This window comes from Cryobacterium breve (assembly GCF_027594785.1).
Classification (GTDB): Bacteria; Actinomycetota; Actinomycetes; order Actinomycetales; family Microbacteriaceae; genus Cryobacterium; species Cryobacterium breve_A.
In genome coordinates, this window is the sequence record NZ_CP075584.1 from 3,240,542 (window position 1) to 3,256,808 (window position 16,267).

General features: G+C 66.4%; 15 protein-coding genes, 1 tRNA gene and 2 pseudogenes. 8 read left to right on the forward strand and 10 right to left on the reverse strand.

The window, feature by feature from the left end; all coding sequences use genetic code 11:
• Nucleotides 1-37 precede the first annotated feature (37 nt).
• The 5 genes from KIV56_RS15790 to KIV56_RS15810 form a co-directional block, all read right to left on the reverse strand.
• Entirely contained in the window at nucleotides 38-1,015 is a 978-nt protein-coding gene (locus tag KIV56_RS15790) for an NAD-dependent epimerase/dehydratase family protein (RefSeq protein ID WP_281534192.1), read from the reverse strand.
• Between the two features lie 570 nt (nucleotides 1,016-1,585).
• Complete coding sequence (locus tag KIV56_RS15795; protein WP_281534193.1) at nucleotides 1,586-2,092, reverse strand: hypothetical protein; 507 nt, start codon at nucleotides 2,090-2,092, stop codon at nucleotides 1,586-1,588.
• A gap of 141 nt (nucleotides 2,093-2,233) precedes the next feature.
• Entirely contained in the window at nucleotides 2,234-2,485 is a 252-nt protein-coding gene (locus KIV56_RS15800; RefSeq protein WP_348648577.1) for a formate--tetrahydrofolate ligase, read from the reverse strand.
• Nucleotides 2,400-3,908 carry a formate--tetrahydrofolate ligase gene (locus KIV56_RS15805; RefSeq protein WP_281534194.1) on the reverse strand — a complete coding sequence of 503 codons (1,509 nt, stop codon included), beginning with the start codon at nucleotides 3,906-3,908 and terminating at the stop codon, nucleotides 2,400-2,402. Before KIV56_RS15805 ends, KIV56_RS15800 begins: the two co-directional genes overlap by 86 nt.
• A 246-nt stretch (nucleotides 3,909-4,154) precedes the next feature.
• On the reverse strand, nucleotides 4,155-4,625 hold the full coding sequence (locus KIV56_RS15810; protein WP_281534195.1) for a MarR family winged helix-turn-helix transcriptional regulator: 471 nt from the start codon (nucleotides 4,623-4,625) through the stop codon (nucleotides 4,155-4,157).
• Nucleotides 4,626-4,687: 62 nt separating this feature from the next.
• Here KIV56_RS15810 and KIV56_RS15815 point away from each other — a divergent pair, with 62 nt between their 5' ends.
• Nucleotides 4,688-5,239, forward strand: a complete 552-nt coding sequence (locus KIV56_RS15815) for a phenolic acid decarboxylase (protein ID WP_281534196.1) — start codon at nucleotides 4,688-4,690, stop codon at nucleotides 5,237-5,239.
• 81 nt (nucleotides 5,240-5,320) lie between these two features.
• Here KIV56_RS15815 and KIV56_RS15820 read toward each other — a convergent pair whose 3' ends face one another.
• The 4 genes from KIV56_RS15820 to KIV56_RS15835 all read right to left on the reverse strand — a co-directional run bounded on the left by KIV56_RS15820 (nucleotide 5,321) and on the right by KIV56_RS15835 (nucleotide 7,364).
• A complete protein-coding gene (locus KIV56_RS15820; protein WP_281534197.1) occupies nucleotides 5,321-5,821 on the reverse strand; it encodes a GNAT family N-acetyltransferase in 501 nt (166 codons plus the stop codon).
• 42 nt (nucleotides 5,822-5,863) lie between these two features.
• Nucleotides 5,864-6,313 (reverse strand): hypothetical protein, encoded by a 450-nt coding sequence (locus KIV56_RS15825; RefSeq protein ID WP_281534198.1) that lies wholly within the window; start codon nucleotides 6,311-6,313, stop codon nucleotides 5,864-5,866.
• A 98-nt stretch (nucleotides 6,314-6,411) separates the two neighbouring features.
• A tRNA-Arg gene (locus KIV56_RS15830) sits at nucleotides 6,412-6,483 on the reverse strand.
• 230 nt (nucleotides 6,484-6,713) lie between these two features.
• Nucleotides 6,714-7,364, reverse strand: a complete 651-nt coding sequence (locus KIV56_RS15835) for a hypothetical protein (protein WP_281534199.1) — start codon at nucleotides 7,362-7,364, stop codon at nucleotides 6,714-6,716.
• Nucleotides 7,365-7,418: 54 nt separating this feature from the next.
• Here KIV56_RS15835 and argS point away from each other — a divergent pair.
• The 7 genes and pseudogenes from argS (at nucleotide 7,419) to KIV56_RS15870 (ending at nucleotide 15,568) form a co-directional block, all read left to right on the forward strand.
• Nucleotides 7,419-9,112 (forward strand): annotated as a pseudogene (gene argS, locus KIV56_RS15840) (arginine--tRNA ligase).
• 2 nt (nucleotides 9,113-9,114) lie between these two features.
• Complete coding sequence (locus tag KIV56_RS15845) at nucleotides 9,115-9,930, forward strand: LmeA family phospholipid-binding protein (protein ID WP_322139153.1); 816 nt, start codon at nucleotides 9,115-9,117, stop codon at nucleotides 9,928-9,930.
• Nucleotides 9,931-10,074: 144 nt separating this feature from the next.
• A complete protein-coding gene (gene lysA, locus KIV56_RS15850; protein WP_281536187.1) occupies nucleotides 10,075-11,508 on the forward strand; it encodes a diaminopimelate decarboxylase in 1,434 nt (477 codons plus the stop codon).
• Nucleotides 11,505-12,842 (forward strand): homoserine dehydrogenase, encoded by a 1,338-nt coding sequence (locus KIV56_RS15855; protein ID WP_281534200.1) that lies wholly within the window; start codon nucleotides 11,505-11,507, stop codon nucleotides 12,840-12,842. Before lysA ends, KIV56_RS15855 begins: the two co-directional genes overlap by 4 nt.
• Nucleotides 12,842-13,958 (forward strand): annotated as a pseudogene (gene thrC, locus KIV56_RS15860) (threonine synthase). Before KIV56_RS15855 ends, thrC begins: the two are co-directional and overlap by 1 nt.
• Complete coding sequence (gene thrB / locus KIV56_RS15865) at nucleotides 13,955-14,920, forward strand: homoserine kinase (RefSeq protein WP_432432564.1); 966 nt, start codon at nucleotides 13,955-13,957, stop codon at nucleotides 14,918-14,920. The pseudogene thrC and the gene thrB overlap by 4 nt, the downstream one beginning before the upstream one ends.
• Before the next feature lie 282 nt (nucleotides 14,921-15,202).
• Nucleotides 15,203-15,568, forward strand: coding sequence for a Rho termination factor N-terminal domain-containing protein (locus KIV56_RS15870; protein WP_281534201.1), 366 nt, complete (start codon nucleotides 15,203-15,205; stop codon nucleotides 15,566-15,568).
• A 129-nt stretch (nucleotides 15,569-15,697) separates the two neighbouring features.
• Here KIV56_RS15870 and KIV56_RS20605 read toward each other — a convergent pair whose 3' ends face one another.
• Nucleotides 15,698-16,144 (reverse strand): hypothetical protein, encoded by a 447-nt coding sequence (locus KIV56_RS20605; RefSeq protein ID WP_432432654.1) that lies wholly within the window; start codon nucleotides 16,142-16,144, stop codon nucleotides 15,698-15,700.
• Nucleotides 16,145-16,267 lie beyond the last annotated feature (123 nt).

The following is a 16,267-nucleotide window of genomic DNA, read 5'->3' on the forward strand; positions in this document are numbered from 1 at the left end:
ACAGTGCCCGGACCGCCTTCGGACCCGACCTATTTGTTCATCTTTCGCTGCGTTCGCCGATAAGACGAAGTTCGTCTTCTCGGCTGAGTCCCGCTCGTCGCTCTCTGCCCAGGCCGCGAATTCGTTCGTCTGCGAGTGCATCGTGCACGGTCTCGTGGATGCTTCGTTCCATCGCCCCGGATTCGAGGAACCGTTGGCGGCTGCGTTGGAAGAACGCATCCGCGCTGCGGGGAAGCCAAAGGGGCAGGGAGCGGGGACCAGCCCAATAGTTGACTCCGTGTGCGACCAGCCAGTCGTCGTCCGCCGAGATGAGTTCGCCATCGTGGCCTGCGACCTGCTGTGCAGCAGCAAGAACATCTGCGAGTTCTCGTTGGGTGCCGACAGCGTTGTAGGTGCCCGTGAGGCTGCGGTGACCGGCAGTGATGATCCAGGAAGCGAGGTCCCTGACGTCGATGAGCTGGGCGGCCCGGCCGTGGACATCGGGCACGAGAACAGGCTCATGCGAAGCCAGGGCCAGGCGAGCCACCCAGTAGCTGAACCTGTCACTGGTGTCGCCCGGCCCCACGATGAGACCGGGTCTGGCAGTGAGAAGTCGGTCGCCGACGGCCTGGGAGGTGACCCGTTCGGCTGCGACCTTGGCGTGGGCGTACTCAGTCGGGTCGGTTGGTTCGACAAGAGCGGCGTCTTCATCGGCATCCGCTTCACTGTTGCTTGCGTACACGGAGACGGACGACACCAACGTCCAATGCGGCGTGGTGTCGGCGAGAGCCGCAAGGGCTCCGGTGACGAGGCCGGCGTCGTAACTGAGTTCAATGACGCGAGCCCAGTTGTGTTTCGACACGGCATCGTAAGCGCCTGGCGCTCGCCGGTCGGAGCGAACGAGGGTCGCGCCCGGGGGCACCGACCCCGACTCGCCGCGAGCAAGGCAGGTCACGTCCTCGCCGGCCTCAATCAGTTGCTGGGCGATCTCGCGACCGAGCCATGCTGTCCCACCAAGAATGAGTGTGTGCGTCACGTTCACCAGCTAAGTGCATCAGAGCTGCGCCGAACGGGCGGTTCGCCCTGAGCGCACCGCGTGGTGAAACCGAAGGTGGCTGTCGATCAGGCTTTTCGATTTCAAAAAAGGCTCGGTTGAGCGTCTTTCGGGGCATGCAGATCGGGACAACGGGGGATAGCCGTCAGGTCTGGCCGCTCACTAGAGTGGCGTCATCGTGTCGCTCATGAAGAGTGAGAGCGCAGGAACTGTCCGATTGCCCGCGGCAAATGGGCGTCACGAAATTTCAACTTTTTGGGGGACGCAGTGGCAGAACATGAACCGTGGTTTGGTCCGAAGAAATTGGGTGGCGGCTGGGGTCCGCGTACGTGGCAGGGGTGGTTGATTCTTGCCGTGTTCACCGTTGCAGTGGTTGTGGTCACGATCATTGCGACAACGCACGCCAGCTGACGATTCGACCGCGGTGCGGCGGCCGTCGAAGACCGCTGACGAGGACCTACCTTTCGAGGAGCGCTGTGGCCACCCTCGGAGCTTCTCGGCGGCCCTGCGCTCGAGCCGCTGCGACGAGACCCGGCACGACCGACCTGTCCTTCACATTTCGGCCCTGCGCTTTTCGCGACGCAGCCGCACAGGTCGGCGATTCGTCACCATTCGGAAAGTGACGGCGACAAGTGCCAGCAACGCGACCCCGCTGATGGCGTACAGGACGCCTCCCAACCGTGTGTGGTCACCACCACTGACACCGAACGTGTCGGCTACGTCCATCCCGAGCGAGAATGAACCCCAGAAGTAGGCCGGTGCGCCGGCGACGATCAACGCGAGATGCCCCACGGCGACGGCACCTCGTCCGGCGTGCCCGGTGAATCCAAGGATGCTCAGCACCAGCGCGAGCCCGACACCAAGATAGGCCCACACAATCAACGCGAGTACTTCTGCAGGCACGCTTATGCCGGCCCCGTTGAGTCCAGCAATGATTTCCGGATAGGTCAACGACGGGACGGCGGCTGCCGGATCCCATACCGTGATCGTCAGCACCATCACCGCCGCATACAACAGCACGACAAGCGGTCCCACCAGCAACGAAAGTCGATTCCCCATTCGTGCACCATAGCGCGGGGCTGAACGTATCAGCCGGAACTGTCGGCTTCGTTCACCGGGAGCAACGGCGAGGGGGACTGCAGATTCGTGCAGAGGATGGTTCTCCACGATCTGCTCAACGGCGCGGGTGAACGGAGGTCCTTAGTCGTTTTGCATGAGTCCTGCAATGCTTCCATCCGGGAGCAATCGGATGTTACGCGAGGCGGGCACTCTGGGAAGCCCTGGCATGGTCATCACGGCTCCCGTCATCGGAATAAGGAATCCTGCACCTGCCGAAAGACGAACCTCTCGAACCGTGATGATGAAGTTACGGGGGCGACCGGCAATTCTGGGGTCGTAAGTGAGGGAGAGGTGAGTTTTGGCTATGCAGATGGGGAGATTCGAGTAGCCCAGGCTCCGCGATTCGGGCTATGTCTAGCTCAGCAGCTGGGGTGAACGCCACATCGCTTGCGCCGTAGACCACCGTGGCGATCTTGCGGATCTTGTCGTGCGGGGAATCCGATTCGTTGTAGATGAATCGCGGCTGCGGAGGTGCCACGTCGGTGAGATCGACCACTTCGCTCACCACCCGGGCGAGATCCAGCGATCCCTCGCCACCGCGCGCGAAGCCGTCGGTGCGGGCGAATCGAACTCCTCGCGCAGCGACGGCTTCTTCGACCAATAACAGTTCCGACTCGGTATCGTTCGGGAAGAGATTGATCGCGACGATCGGCGTGAGGCCGAAGGCGCTCGCCGTAGCGAGATGATGCTCGAGGTGTTCCAGTCCTTTGATGAGCGTCGTGGTATCCGGCTCACCGCAGATCGCGACCGGCGCGCCCCCGTGCATCTTGAGAGCCCGCAGTGTGGCCACGATGACGACGGCGCGTGGCCAGATCCCCGCGAGACGGCACTTGATATCGAGAAATTTCTCGCCACCGAGATCGAACCCGAACCCTGCCTCGGTGATCGCGTAGTCACCGAGCTTCATCGCGAGGCGTGTCGCGACCACGCTATTGCAGCCATGTGCAATATTGCCGAAGGGTCCGCAATGCACGATCGCGGGGCCGCCCTCCTCGGTTTGCACCAGATTCGGTCGCAACGCGTCGCGAAGCACCACCGTCATTGCTCCGGAAGCCCGGAGGTCTCCTGCTGTGACCGCTTGCCCCGCATGCGTTCGCCCCACCACGATACGAGACAGGCGGTCCTCGAGATCTTCTAGACCTGACGCGAGGGCCACAATCGCCATGATCTCGCTTGCCGCCGTGATGTCGAAGTGTTCCTGGCGCGAGAGGTCGTCGGTCTTGGGGCCAATGCCAACGATACTTCGCCGGAGAGCGCGGTCGTTTATGTCGAGCGCGCGTCCCCAAGTGACCTGACCGGGATCGATCACGCCCCTGCCAGGGATCTCTTCTCGAAAGAATATTGCGTTGTCGACGAGCGCCGACAGCAGATTGTGGGCGGTGGTGATCGCATGAATATCGCCGGTGAAGTGAAGATTGATGTCGTCCGCGGGGGTGAGCGAGGCTCTGCCCCCTCCGGTACCCCCGCCCTTCGAGCCGAAAACCGGCCCGAGTGATGGTTCCCGCAGAGCAAGCACGGCGCTCCGTCCCAATCGACGCAGACCCATCGCGAGGCTTATACACACCGTGGTCTTGCCCTCACCCGCAGGCGTCGGGTTAATCGCGGTAACGAGCACGAGTCGACCCGTGCCGTTCGCGGGGCGGTTGAGCAGGTCGAGCGACAGCCTGGCTTTTCCCCGACCATACGGCTCGAGGTCGTCAACTCCGAGACCCAGCTCATCCGCCAGTTCGACAATGGTCTGGGGAGTGAATTGCATATTCAAACGCTATCAACGCCCATTGCCAGGTATGCCACTCCAGCCAGAATCGGCCAGAGTGCGATCTGTGCTGAGCGCGGGTCCGGTTGTGCGCGGCCGTGTGGACACGTGACCGACGGCATCCGCGTACGCTCATTGTGCCATCTCACAATGACACGTCCGCGCAGGCGGTCGCGATCTAGTGGACACGTCATCAGACGCTGGCCAGCGTTTCTTAGTGCGGATCGGCGTGAGAATCTGCGCCGGCTATCTGCCCGTCGCGTGGGTGCCTGGGGAACGGCCAATGATCTCGGTCAGCGCTCGCAGGGAAGGCGTCGCCTGGCGGAGTTGCTCCCGCGCGGTCGCATCGAGCTGTGCGAGCGCTTCAGCGATGACGCGTGAACTGACGTCGTCATAGCGTGCCAGGAGCCCTCGAGCGGTATTCGACGCGCTCACCAAGGTCGATCGGAGGTCTTCGGCTGCTGCTGTCCGATCGATGAGATCGGCGGTCGTCATGGTTTTGAGCAGGTTGCTGACCGTGGGTCGGGCGAGCCCGAGCCGGGCGGCGAGCCGTGCCGAGCTGATCGGGCCGGTCTCGACGAGGAGGCGGAGCAACTCAATCTGCGCCTCCGGCAGGTTGGGCAGATCGCCCGCTTCCTGAGCTGCCCTGAGCAGCGCTCGCCGGAGCGGACCGAGCGCCTGGGCGAGCGCGTGCGCCTGCGTTGGGGTTGTAGCCATACCTCGATGATACTCAGCGGTGTTTTGCTGACAAATCTAGTTTTGTGTGCAAAACTAAATTCATGACATCAACACCGAACACGAGTCAAGCCACCGTCACCACCGTCGAGCAGCCCACCCCGCCGCAGGACCTCTCCGGAATCGTGGGATACCGCTTCATCTACACCTACGCGAACAACTGGCAGTACGAGATGTACGTCAAGAATGCGACGACGATGGACTATCGCATCCACACAGGCATGGTTGGCGGTCGTTGGGTGACCGATCAGACCGTCGATCTTGTCCAGCTGGACGACTCCGTCTACAAGGTTTCGTGGACCGAGCCGACCGGCACGAGCGTGGTTGTGAACGTGCTGCCGGCCAAGCGCCGCCTGCACGGCACGATCTTCTTCCCGCGGTGGATCGAAGAGGCCGGCTCGAAGACGGTGCTGTATCAGAACGATCACCTCGACGAAATGCGGGCGTTCCGCGATGCTGGCCCGACCTACCCGATTTACGTCGTTCCGGAGTTCGCCAGGATCACCCTCTTCGAGTTCGTCGGTGAAAACGACGACACGGTCGTCTCCACGGCGCCGAACGACCTTCCCGCCGGCTTCGCAGACCGCACGAACTAACGACAGGTGAAGAGCGCCGCCAACGAGATGCGGAGCCGGTGCGAAACTCAATGAGCCGAGCGTCTGCCTAGTACGGACAGTTCAGAGAAGTGACCCATAGACATAGCGGACGTCTATCGCTCCGCCACGGTCATCCTCTTCGAATTTGAGGCCGATCTTTTCCGCGACGCGTCTCGAGGCCTGGTTGTCGGGGTGGATGATCGCGACCAGGTGGGCTGCCCCCAAGACGTTTCGGGCGAAGTCGATACAAGCCGAAGCGGCCTCGGTCGCGTAGCCTCGTCCCTGAAAACTTGCCCTCACGTGGTAGCCGACCTCAAGTTCGGGTCGACCGTTGACGGCCTGCCAGGTGAGGCCACAGTCGCCGACGAACTCACCCGTCTTCGTCGCGATGATCCACAGACCGTAGCCATGCTCGACGTAGTTGCGTTTGTTCCAGTCGATCCACCCCTGGGCCTCCTCGCGGCTCTTGGGTCGCGGGTAGTACTGCATCACGTCCGCGTCAGCCAGCATGGCAGCCATGTCGTCGAGGTCAGCGTCGGTCATGTTTCGAAAGGTCAACCGGTCTGAGCGAGGGAAGGACATGCTCCGACCTTAGGAGGAATCCGTGCCAGAGAGACAGGTCGACTAGCTCTTGAGTGGCTTCCAGCGCGGCACTTCCTGCACTGTGCGCGGAGGCGCTTTTTGGAGCCGGGCAGATGACCTGAAGTACAAGAACGCCAGTGACGCATCGACCATTACGCTGATCGAGACGTTGAATATCAATTCCGGTGGCGTAGTGGTCGCAACGAAAACGCCATTGGCGGAGCTCAGGGCGAGGAGGGATCCGATGATGTATCCGGCTCGGGGCCGGGAAGTCATTCTCCACCGGGCGCGGGGTGGCGCGATGGGTTCGCCCAATCCGCGGAAGGATCGCACACCTCCGAAATAGAGCAGGAGAGTCAGCGAGTTTGCGACCACGGCAGGCATCGGATTCGGGAACATCAACGGCTGGATCGCAATTTCGATCGCCGCCAGGGAGATCACCCCGATAAGGATGTAGGCGATCTTCCAACGCGTCTTACGCAGGCGAATCATGGCTTGAGCCTAGTGGCGAGAGCGATTGAGCAAGACCGAGCTCGAACGGGCTGAAATCTCCTGAGAAGAACTAGCTTCTGATCAGGAATTTATTGGTGTGCCCCCAGGCAGATTCGAACTGCCGCCCCTGCCTCCGGAGGGCAGTGCTCTATCCCCTGAGCTATGGGGGCCCGGGAAAACACTAGGTTATCAGCATCCGGGAGGCCGGTGTTCGCACCGGCACTCTTTCGAGAGCGCGGCAGGCCTCCACCGCGGGTGTTTCGCCGCTGCGCTCGTGGTGCACCACCCGCGTTGAGGCGAAACTCCCGCGCTCGGCACGGCAATCATCAGTGGGCGGAATCGAGCGCGGGTGTTGCGCCGGTGGGCGGGAGTTCGCCCTGTTCGTCAGGGGTGGGGCGAGTTATTTCAGGTGGCCGAGGGCGGCGGAGACGAGGGACTCGGCGTCGCCGGGCTCCAGGAAGTTCGACGAGCTGATCGTGAGCCAGTACGTGTCGGTGAAGACCTGAGCCTCACCGATTCCGTTGGACACCGTGAAAAAGCCCTGGGCGGTCGGGGGAGTGCCGTAGGTCGGGACGATCTTCGAGGAGGCGACCGCCTTGTCCTGCTGCTGCGTCATGAGTACCGCGTTGGGCTGGGTGAGCGAGATTTCGATTGTGCCGTCGCTCGACTGGTTGAGCAGGCCGCACGTGAGCCCCTGGAATGACGCCGCCGTCTTCGCAGACGCGGAGGTCGGCTTGTACGAGGGGTCGCTGCCGAAGTTCGGGTTGAACGCGTACACGTCGTCCAGCGTCAGCAGGTCGGTGCACGACATCGCGACAGCGGTTCCTGCCGGGGTCGGCGTGGGCGTCGGCGTTGACGTCGCGGTAGCCGAAGCGGTCGCTGACGAGGAAGAACCCCCCGTCGCGGCGGCGCTCGCCGAACCGGAGGCCCCGGGTGCGGCATCCGCCGTGCAGCCGGACAGGCCGATAAGACTCAGCGCGCCAACGCAGAGGAAGACTCCGGCGCGCAAGCGCCGGGCGGACGGGGAGGCGGGCGAATCAAAGAGAGTCACGGTCCGACCTTAGCAAGCGAGGTGCTTCAAACCGGGCCGGTAAGCTTGGTTTCCGTGACCCCCGCCGAGCTTTCCGAATCCCTGTTCGCCCTGATCCAGCAGTTGGGTGAGCGCCGACGCGCAGAAGGCATCGACACCGCCGGGCTCGACATCGTCCTCGCCACCGCTGGCGACGTCACCCTCGAACGCCCGCGCAACCGCGACCACGGCGACTGGGCCTCGAGCATCGCGATGAAGATCGCCAAGCCGCTCGGCTATAAGCCGCGCGAGGTCGCCACAGAGCTCGCGACCGGACTCGAGGCGCTTCCCGACGTCGCCTCCGTCGAAATCGCCGGCCCCGGCTTCATCAACATCCGCCTCGAGGCGGCATCCGCTGGCGCGCTCGCGAAGACCATCGTCGACGCCGGCCCGGCTTACGGCACCGGCCACCTCTACGACGGCATCAAGATCAACCTCGAATTCGTCTCCGCCAACCCCACCGGCCCCATCCACATGGGCGGCGTGCGCTGGGCCGCCGTGGGCGACAGCCTCGCCCGGGTGCTTCAAGCCGAGGGCGCGGATGTCACCCGCGAGTACTACTTCAACGACCACGGTTCGCAGATCGACCGGTTCGCCCGCAGTGTCCTGGCCGCCTACCTCGGCGAGCACACCCCCGAGGACGGCTACGGCGGAGCGTACATCGGCGACATCGCCGACCAGGTATTGGCGAAATACGACGGAGCGACCCCGATCGCCGACCTGCCGCGCGAGGAACAGCAGGAAGTCTTCCGCTCGATCGGCGTCGACCTGATGTTCACCGAGATCAAGGAAAAGCTGCACGGCTTCGGCGTCGATTTCGACGTCTACTTCCACGAAGACTCGCTGCACGAGTCCGGCGCGGTCAACCGGGCCATCGAGCGCCTGCGCGGCCTCGGCCACATCTTCGAAGCGGATGGCGCCATCTGGCTCCGCACGACGACCTTCGGCGATGACCGTGACCGCGTCATCATCCGCTCGAACGGTGAACCGGCCTATATCTCCGGCGACCTCGGCTACTACCTCGACAAGCGCGAGCGCGGCTTCGACCAGAACCTGATCATGCTCGGCGCAGACCACCACGGCTATGTCGGCCGGATGATGGCCATGGTCGAGGCCTTCGGCGACGTCCCCGGGGTCAACCTGCAGATCCTGATCGGCCAGATGGTCAACCTGCTCAAGGACGGCGAGCCCGTTCGGATGAGCAAGCGTGCCGGCACGATCGTGACCCTCGACGACCTCGTCGACGCCGTCGGTGTCGACGCCGGCCGCTATGCCCTCGTGCGCTCCTCGAGTGACACCCAGCTCGACATCGACCTCGACCTGCTCGGCAAGCACAGCAACGAGAACCCCGTCTTCTACGTGCAGTACGCGCACGCCCGCACCTGCTCCGTCGCCCGCAACGCTGCTGCTGCCGGAGTCGAGCGCACCGACTTCAACCCGGAGCCTGCTCGTGCACGACAGCGAGTCCGCCCTGCTCGGCGTGCTGCAGGAGTACCCGCGCATGGTCGCCCTCGCCGCCGAGCTGCGCGAGCCGCACCGCATCGCCCGGTACATCGAAGAGGTCGCCGGCTACTACCACCGCTGGTACGACAACTGCCGGGTGATCCCGCTCGGCGACGAACCCGTCACGGAGCCTGCATCGCACGCGACTCTGGCTCAACGACGCCACCGGCCAGGTCATCCGCAACGGCCTCGGCCTCCTCGGCGTGGCTGCTCCCGAACGGATGTGACCGTGGACCGGGACGGGGCACTGGATCGGGACACCAGAACGGGCAGGGGAGCCGCAACGCGCAGGCGCCGCGGCCTGAGCGGGTTCATCCTCGCGACGATCGTGGTGCTCGGCCTCGTCGCCGCGTTTTTCATCGCCGATGCCGGCGTGCGCAACTACGCCGAGAACCGGGCGAAGTCCGAGATTGCGGCGCACCTGCCCGATTCGGTCACGGGAGACGTGTCCGTCTCGATCGGCGGCTTGTCCGTGATCGCGCAGTACCTGATGGGAAGCTTCGACCGGGTCACCCTGGTGGCCCCCGCCCTCACCGTGAACGGTGTGCCGGCATCGGTGCACCTCGTCGCAACCGACGTGCCCGTCGACCAGGCCAAGAAGGTCGGCGACGTGCGCGGAACGGTCGACCTCGACCAGGCTGCGCTCAACACCCTCCTCGCAGCGGCCCTGCCGCAGGGGGCGCCCGCAGCCAACCTCGTGCTGGGCGACGGCACCGTGCAGTACGAGGGCAACGTGAGCGTCTTCGGCCTGAACATCGGCTACCAGGCCACCGCGACCCCAACCGCTGCGGCCGATTCGCTGCTTTTCACCCCGAGCGGCGCACAGATCACCACCGGGGCTGGCAGCATCGACGCCACGGCGATCCTCCCGCTCGTGCTCGGCCAGCAGCCGATCCGGGTATGCGTTGCCGAGTACCTCCCAGAGGGCGTCAACCTCGCCGGCGTCGACGTCACGCCGGGGCGGGCGCGCATTACGCTGGAGTCGAGCACCCTGATGCTCACCGCGCAGTCGCTGACCACCCTTGGCACCTGCTCCGCCGGCTGATTCGGCGCGCGCACCCCTTGCTCGCTAGAATCGGTGCAGGTTCGCTGTCATGCCGGCGAAATCTTCACTGGCTTCAGGGACCAATCCGGGTTCGCTCGCCACTCAGTGAGACACCCACTCGACTTTCCCGTGAGGTTTTCACCCGTGGCCACCAACCCGCTCGCCCCCGACTGGCTCGTCCTGCCCGGAGACGCCAACGCGCTCTCGGCCGGCCTCTGGCCCGCGACCATGCACCGTGCGCCGGCCGGCGACCTCGTCATCGGCGGCGTCTCCGCGCCTGACCTGGCCGCCCGCTTCGGCACCCCGCTCTACGTCATCGACGAAGCGGATGCCCGCGCCCGCGCTTTCGCCCTCCGGTCCGCTTTCGAGGCGGAATTCTCCCGCATCGGCACCACGGTCAAGGTGTACTACGCCGGCAAGGCCTTCCTGTCGAGCGAGGTCGCCCGCTGGATGCTCGCCGAGGGCCTCAACATCGACGTCTGCAGCGGCGGGGAACTCGCCGTCGCCCTCGCGGCCGGCGCGCCCGGCGCCCGACTCGGCTTCCACGGCAACAACAAGTCCCTCGCCGAGATCGACGAGGCCTGCGCCGTCGGCGTCGGCACGATCGTGATCGACTCGACCATCGAGATCTCCCGCGTCGCCGCGGCAGCTGCCCGGCACGGCATCGTGCAGAACGTGCGGCTCCGGGTGAACAGCGGCGTGCACGCGCACACCCACGAGTTCCTGGCCACCGCGCACGAGGACCAGAAGTTCGGCATCACTCTCGAGGACGCCCCGCGCCTCGTCGCCCTGATCCGGGCGGAGCCCGCCCTGCGTTTCATCGGCCTGCACTGCCACATCGGTTCGCAGATCTTCGGGGCGGACGGCTTCGCCGAATCCGCCTCCCGGCTGCTCGCCGTGCACGCAGCGCTGCTCGGCGGCGGCCCGGTCCCCGAACTCAACCTCGGGGGCGGCTTCGGTATCGCGTACACGGACGCCGACACCCCCACCCCGATCCACGAGCTGGCCGTCCGCCTCGCCGACATCGTCGCGGCCGAGTGCGCCGCGCGCGGCATCCCGGTGCCCATTGTCGCCTTCGAGCCCGGCCGCTCCATCATCGGCCCGGCGGGCACGACCCTGTACAAGGTCGGCACCACCAAGGCCGTCGACGTCTCGGGCGTGACCCGGCTCTACGTGAGTGTCGACGGCGGCATGAGCGACAACGCCCGGCCCGCGCTCTACGGTGCTGACTACTCTGTGCGGCTCGCGGGCCGCTCGAGCACCGCGGACCCCGTGCTCGTGCGCGTCGCGGGCAAGCACTGCGAGAGCGGCGACATCGTCGTCGACGCGGACTACCTGCCCGGGGACGTCGCCCCCGGCGACCTCGTCGCGGTCGCCGCGACCGGTGCGTACTGCTTCTCTCTCGCGAGCAACTACAACTACCTCGGCCGCCCGCCCGTCGTCGCCGTCCTCGACGGCGCCGCCCGGCTGCTCGTCCGCGGCGAGACCATCGCCGACCTGCTCTCCCGCGACGCCGGGATCGCCGCAGTCGTCGCTACCCCCGCCGGCACCGATCAACCGAAGGAAGCCATCCGATGATCGAATACCGCAACCTGCGCGTCGCCCTGCTGGGCGGCGGCAACGTCGGCGCCCAGGTCGCCCGGCTGTTGCTCGAGCAGAGCGAGGAATTCGCCAACCGGGTCGGCGCCGGCCTCGAACTCGTCGGCATCCTCGTGCGCGACGTCGACGCCGAACGCACCGTCGACCTCCCGCACGAGCTCTTCACGACCGACGCCGAATCCCTCATCCTCGGCGCGGACGTCGTCATCGAACTGCTCGGCGGCATCGAACCGGCACGCAGCTACATCCTGATGGCGATGAACTCCGGGGCGGATATCGTCACCGCGAACAAGGCGCTCCTCGCGACCCACGGGCCCGAACTCTTCGCCGTCGCAGACCAGGTCGGCGCCCAGCTCAACTATGAGGCCGCCGTCGCCGGCGCGATCCCGATCCTCCGTCCGCTGCGCGACAGCCTCGGCGGCGACCAGATCAACCGCATCCTCGGCATCGTCAACGGCACCACGAACTTCATCCTCGACCAGATGGACACCGCGGGCGACACCCTCGAGGAAGCCCTCGCCACCGCGACCGACCTCGGCTACGCCGAAGCAGACCCGACCGCGGACATCGGCGGCTACGACGCGGCGCAGAAGGCGGCCATTCTCGCGAGCCTCGCCTTCCACACCCACGTGCCGCTCGCATCCGTCTACCGCGAAGGCATCACCGAGGTCACGCCCGCGCAGATCGAGTCGGCCCGCAAGGCCGGCTACGTCGTCAAGCTCCTCGCGATCTGCGAACGCATCACGGATGCCGCGACCGGCCAGGCGGGCGTCTCCGCGCGGGTCTACCCCGCGATGGTGCCGCGCAGCCACCCGCTCGCGGCCGTGCACGGCGCGAACAACGCCGTCTTCGTCGAGGCGGAATCCGCCGGCAGCCTGATGTTCTACGGCGCAGGCGCCGGGGGAGTCGAGACGGCGTCGGCCGTGCTCGGCGACCTGGTCTCCCTCGCCCGCCGCCACATCGCCGGCGGCCCGGGAGTTGCGGCCTCGATCCATGCCGACCTGCCCGTCTTCGACATCGGCAGCATCACGACCCGCTACGCGGTCACCCTCGAGGTCACCGACGAGCCGGGTGTGCTCGCGACCCTCGCCGGGGTATTCAGTGATCACGGCGTCTCACTGGCCCTCGTCGAGCAGTCGATGACCCCCGCGCGGGCGCTCACGTCCAGTCACGCGGCCGTCCCGTCCACGGCTACCCTTGTGATCGGAACCCACGAGGCAACGGAGGCGGCCCTCGCCGCCACCGTGACGGACCTCGCCGCCAACAGATTTGTCACCACCGTCGCATCCGTTTTGAGAGTTGAAGGAGCCTGATGTCCAGCGAACGAGAGTCCACGCAGGCCGTGAAGACCCAGTCCCGTCAGTGGCGGGGTGTGCTGCGTGAATACGCCGACCGCCTGAACATCACCGACGCCACGCCGATCATCACGCTCGGCGAGGGCGGCACGCCGCTGATTCCCGCCCCCGCGCTGTCGAAGCGCACCGGTGCGAAGGTCTGGATCAAGTACGAGGGCATGAACCCGACCGGCTCCTTCAAGGACCGCGGCATGACCATGGCGATCTCGAAGGCCGTCGAAGACGGCGCCAAGGCCGTCATCTGCGCCTCGACCGGCAACACCTCGGCCTCTGCCGCCGCATACGCGACCCACGCCGGTATCCTCGCGGTCGTGCTGGTGCCGGAGGGCAAGATCGCGCTCGGCAAGCTCAGCCAGGCCATCGCGCACAACGCGCAGGCTCCTGCAGGTGCAGGGCAACTTCGACGACTGCCTCGACATCGCCCGCGACCTTTCGGCGAACTACCCGGTGCACCTCGTCAACTCGGTCAACCCCGACCGCATCGAGGGCCAGAAGACGGCGGCCTTCGAGGTCGTCGAGGTGCTCGAAGACGCGCCGGACATCCACATCGTCCCCGTCGGCAACGCCGGAAACTACACCGCGTACACCCGCGGCTACACCGAGGAACTCGAGCGCGGTGCGATCACGAAGCTGCCGCGCATGTTCGGCTTCCAGGCCGCAGGCAGCGCCCCGATCGTGCTCGGCCACCGCGTCGACCACCCCGAGACCATCGCGAGCGCCATCCGCATCGGCAACCCGGCATCCTGGGACCTCGCCCTCGCGGCGCAGAAGCTCACGAACGGTTACTTCGGCGCGATCAGCGACGCCATGATCCTCGAGGCCTACCGCATCCTGTCCGCAGAGGTGGGCATCTTCGTCGAACCCGCCTCCGCGATCAGCGTCGCCGGCCTGCTCGAGCGCGCAGAGGCCGGCCTCATCCCGGCCGGCGCGACGGTCGTGCTCACGGTCACCGGCCACGGCCTGAAGGACCCGCAGTGGGCCCTCCGCACCGCGGACGGCGCCGAGATCACGCCGACGGTCGTGCCCGTGGACACCGCCGAAATCGCGAGCGTCCTCGGTCTGGTCAAGAAGTGACCCTGGCCGAAGCCGTGTCGGAACCCACCCTTCTCTCCGGTCGCTCGGTGACCGTTCAGGTTCCCGCGACGACCGCGAACCTCGGCCCCGGCTTCGACACCCTCGGCCTCGCCCTCGCGTATTACGACCGCCTCGACGTGACCGCGCGCGATGAACCCGGCGTGTTCGTCGACGTGCAGGGCGTCGGCGCCGGCGTGGTGCCGACCGACGAAACCAACCTCGTCGTGCAGGCCATCGCGCACACCTTTGCCGCCTATGGGCAGCGGATGCCGGGCCTCGCGCTCGTCGCTCACAACAAGATCCCGCACGGCCGCGGCATGGGATCCTCCGGGGCAGCGATCGTCTCCGGGATCATGGCCGCCAAGGGCCTGCTCGAGGGCATCGTCGACATCGACTCCGAAGCACTGCTCACCCTCGCCACGGAGATGGAAGGGCACCCGGACAACGTCGCGCCCGCCCTTTTCGGCGGCCTCACGATCGCGTGGACCACTCCGGAGGGCCCCCGCCACAAGAAGCTGATGGTGCACCGCGGCGTCAAGCCGCTCGTGTTCGTGCCGGAGCAGGCCATGTCCACGGCGCTCGCCCGCAGCCTGCAGCCCGAGACCGTGCCGCACGAGGACGCCGTCTTCAACCTGTCCCGTTCGGCGCTGCTCATCGCCGCGCTCATCCAGAGCCCGGAACTGCTGCTCGCAGCGACGGAGGACAAGCTGCACCAGAGCTACCGTGCCGCTGCGATGCCCGAGACCAACCGGCTGATCACCATGCTCAGGGAGCACGGCTTCGCGGCCGTCGTCTCAGGAGCCGGCCCGTCGATCCTCGTCCTCGCGAGTGACCCGGGCCAGCGCCTCGTCGCCGCGGACCTCGTCGCCGCGAACTCGGCGACCCCCTGGCAGGCGCTCATGCTCGCCGTTGACTTCCAGGGCGCGACCGTCACCCGCACGGACACGGCAACGACCGCCTGACCTAAGGACCGCGAACGGGGGTGCCGCGGCTGGGAGAGCGCGGCATCCGTTCTCGGAATGCTCTGCTAGAGTCAACTGCGTACCCGAAGGAACCGCCTAACGACCGGTTCCTTTCGATGGTGCATTTCCCGTAACTCACTGCTATCGCGACATCTGTGCGTGGCTGTGTGTGTTCACTTCAATCCACTTTCTGTGGGATTGAACCACCCGCAGCGCCTCCGACGTTGCCACAGCTTCCCCGGTTTTCGTAAACGTTCGTGCCGGGGGAAAGGACAAATTTTCGTGACTGACGTCAACCTCCGCACAAATGCTGCGGATTCATCCCGCCTCGGAACCCTCCGTGTCGCCGAGCTCCAGGCTCTCGCGCTCGAACTGGGCATCCCCGGCTCCTCCAAGCTCCGCAAGGGCGAACTCGTCGCCGCCATCACCGCCGTCCAGGCCGGTGGCGACACCGTGAGCCCCGAGCTCGAAATCCCCGCGTTCGCCGCGACCGAGCCGGTCGTCTCCGAGCCCGTCGCAGTCGACGCCGCCCCTGCCGCAGCAGCGGCCGTGACCGCGACCCTCGTCGAAGCCCCGCCGCGCAAGGCGCGCACCGCGCCGCGCCACCACCGCGACCGCGGCCCCCGCCGCCGCGCACGTCAACGCTGACGGCGACCTCGGCATCGGCCTCATCCTCCCGGACGCCGCCGCGACGACGCGTCGCACCACGGCCCCCACCACCTACGCCGGAGGCACCGGAACCACGGAGGCCCCCGTGGCCGCCGAGAAGCCGGTCCGTCAGGCCCGCAAGCGCGCAACCTCCGTGTCGGTCAAGGCCGCCGCGGAAGCCGCAGCGACCGAGGCCCCCACGGCCGACGCTGCTGTCGTTGAGACTCCCGTCGAGGTTCCCGTCGTCGAGGCGCCCGTCGCCGACACCACGACGGATGCCGCGGCAACCGGCACCGAGACCGCCACGGAGACCGCCGAGGTCGCCGAGGCCCCCGTCACCACCGGCCGCTCGCGCCGCAGCAGCGCCCGCGGCAACGGACGCAACGGTTCGGCACGCAACAGCATCGACGCGCGAAGCCGCATCGACGCCCTGAACGACGAACTCGCACAGGGCACGGCGGGCATCCCCGTCGAGACCGACGAGGACGTCACGACCGACGGAGCGCCCGTCGACCACTTCGCGGGCAACCGCACGGCGGCGACGGTCGCCGCCGACTCGGACACGGACGCCGACACGGACTCCGACGACTCGACCGAACAGGCCGAACAGCCGCGCCAAGGCCGCAACCGCAACCGTAACCGGGGCGGCAACCAGAACCAGACGAGCGGCGAGCAGGACGACAACTCCCGCCAGCAGAA

Coding starts and splice junctions, on each gene's coding strand:
- KIV56_RS15795 (WP_281534193.1), bottom strand. CDS start 2,092: ATGGGGAATCGACTTTCGTTGCTGGTGGGACCGCTTGTCGTGCTGTTG.
- KIV56_RS15805 (WP_281534194.1), bottom strand. CDS start 3,908: ATGCAATTCACTCCCCAGACCATTGTCGAACTGGCGGATGAGCTGGGT.
- KIV56_RS15810 (WP_281534195.1), bottom strand. CDS start 4,625: ATGGCTACAACCCCAACGCAGGCGCACGCGCTCGCCCAGGCGCTCGGT.
- KIV56_RS15815 (WP_281534196.1), top strand. CDS start 4,688: ATGACATCAACACCGAACACGAGTCAAGCCACCGTCACCACCGTCGAG.
- KIV56_RS15820 (WP_281534197.1), bottom strand. CDS start 5,821: ATGTCCTTCCCTCGCTCAGACCGGTTGACCTTTCGAAACATGACCGAC.
- KIV56_RS15825 (WP_281534198.1), bottom strand. CDS start 6,313: ATGATTCGCCTGCGTAAGACGCGTTGGAAGATCGCCTACATCCTTATC.
- KIV56_RS15855 (WP_281534200.1), top strand. CDS start 11,505: ATGATCGAATACCGCAACCTGCGCGTCGCCCTGCTGGGCGGCGGCAAC.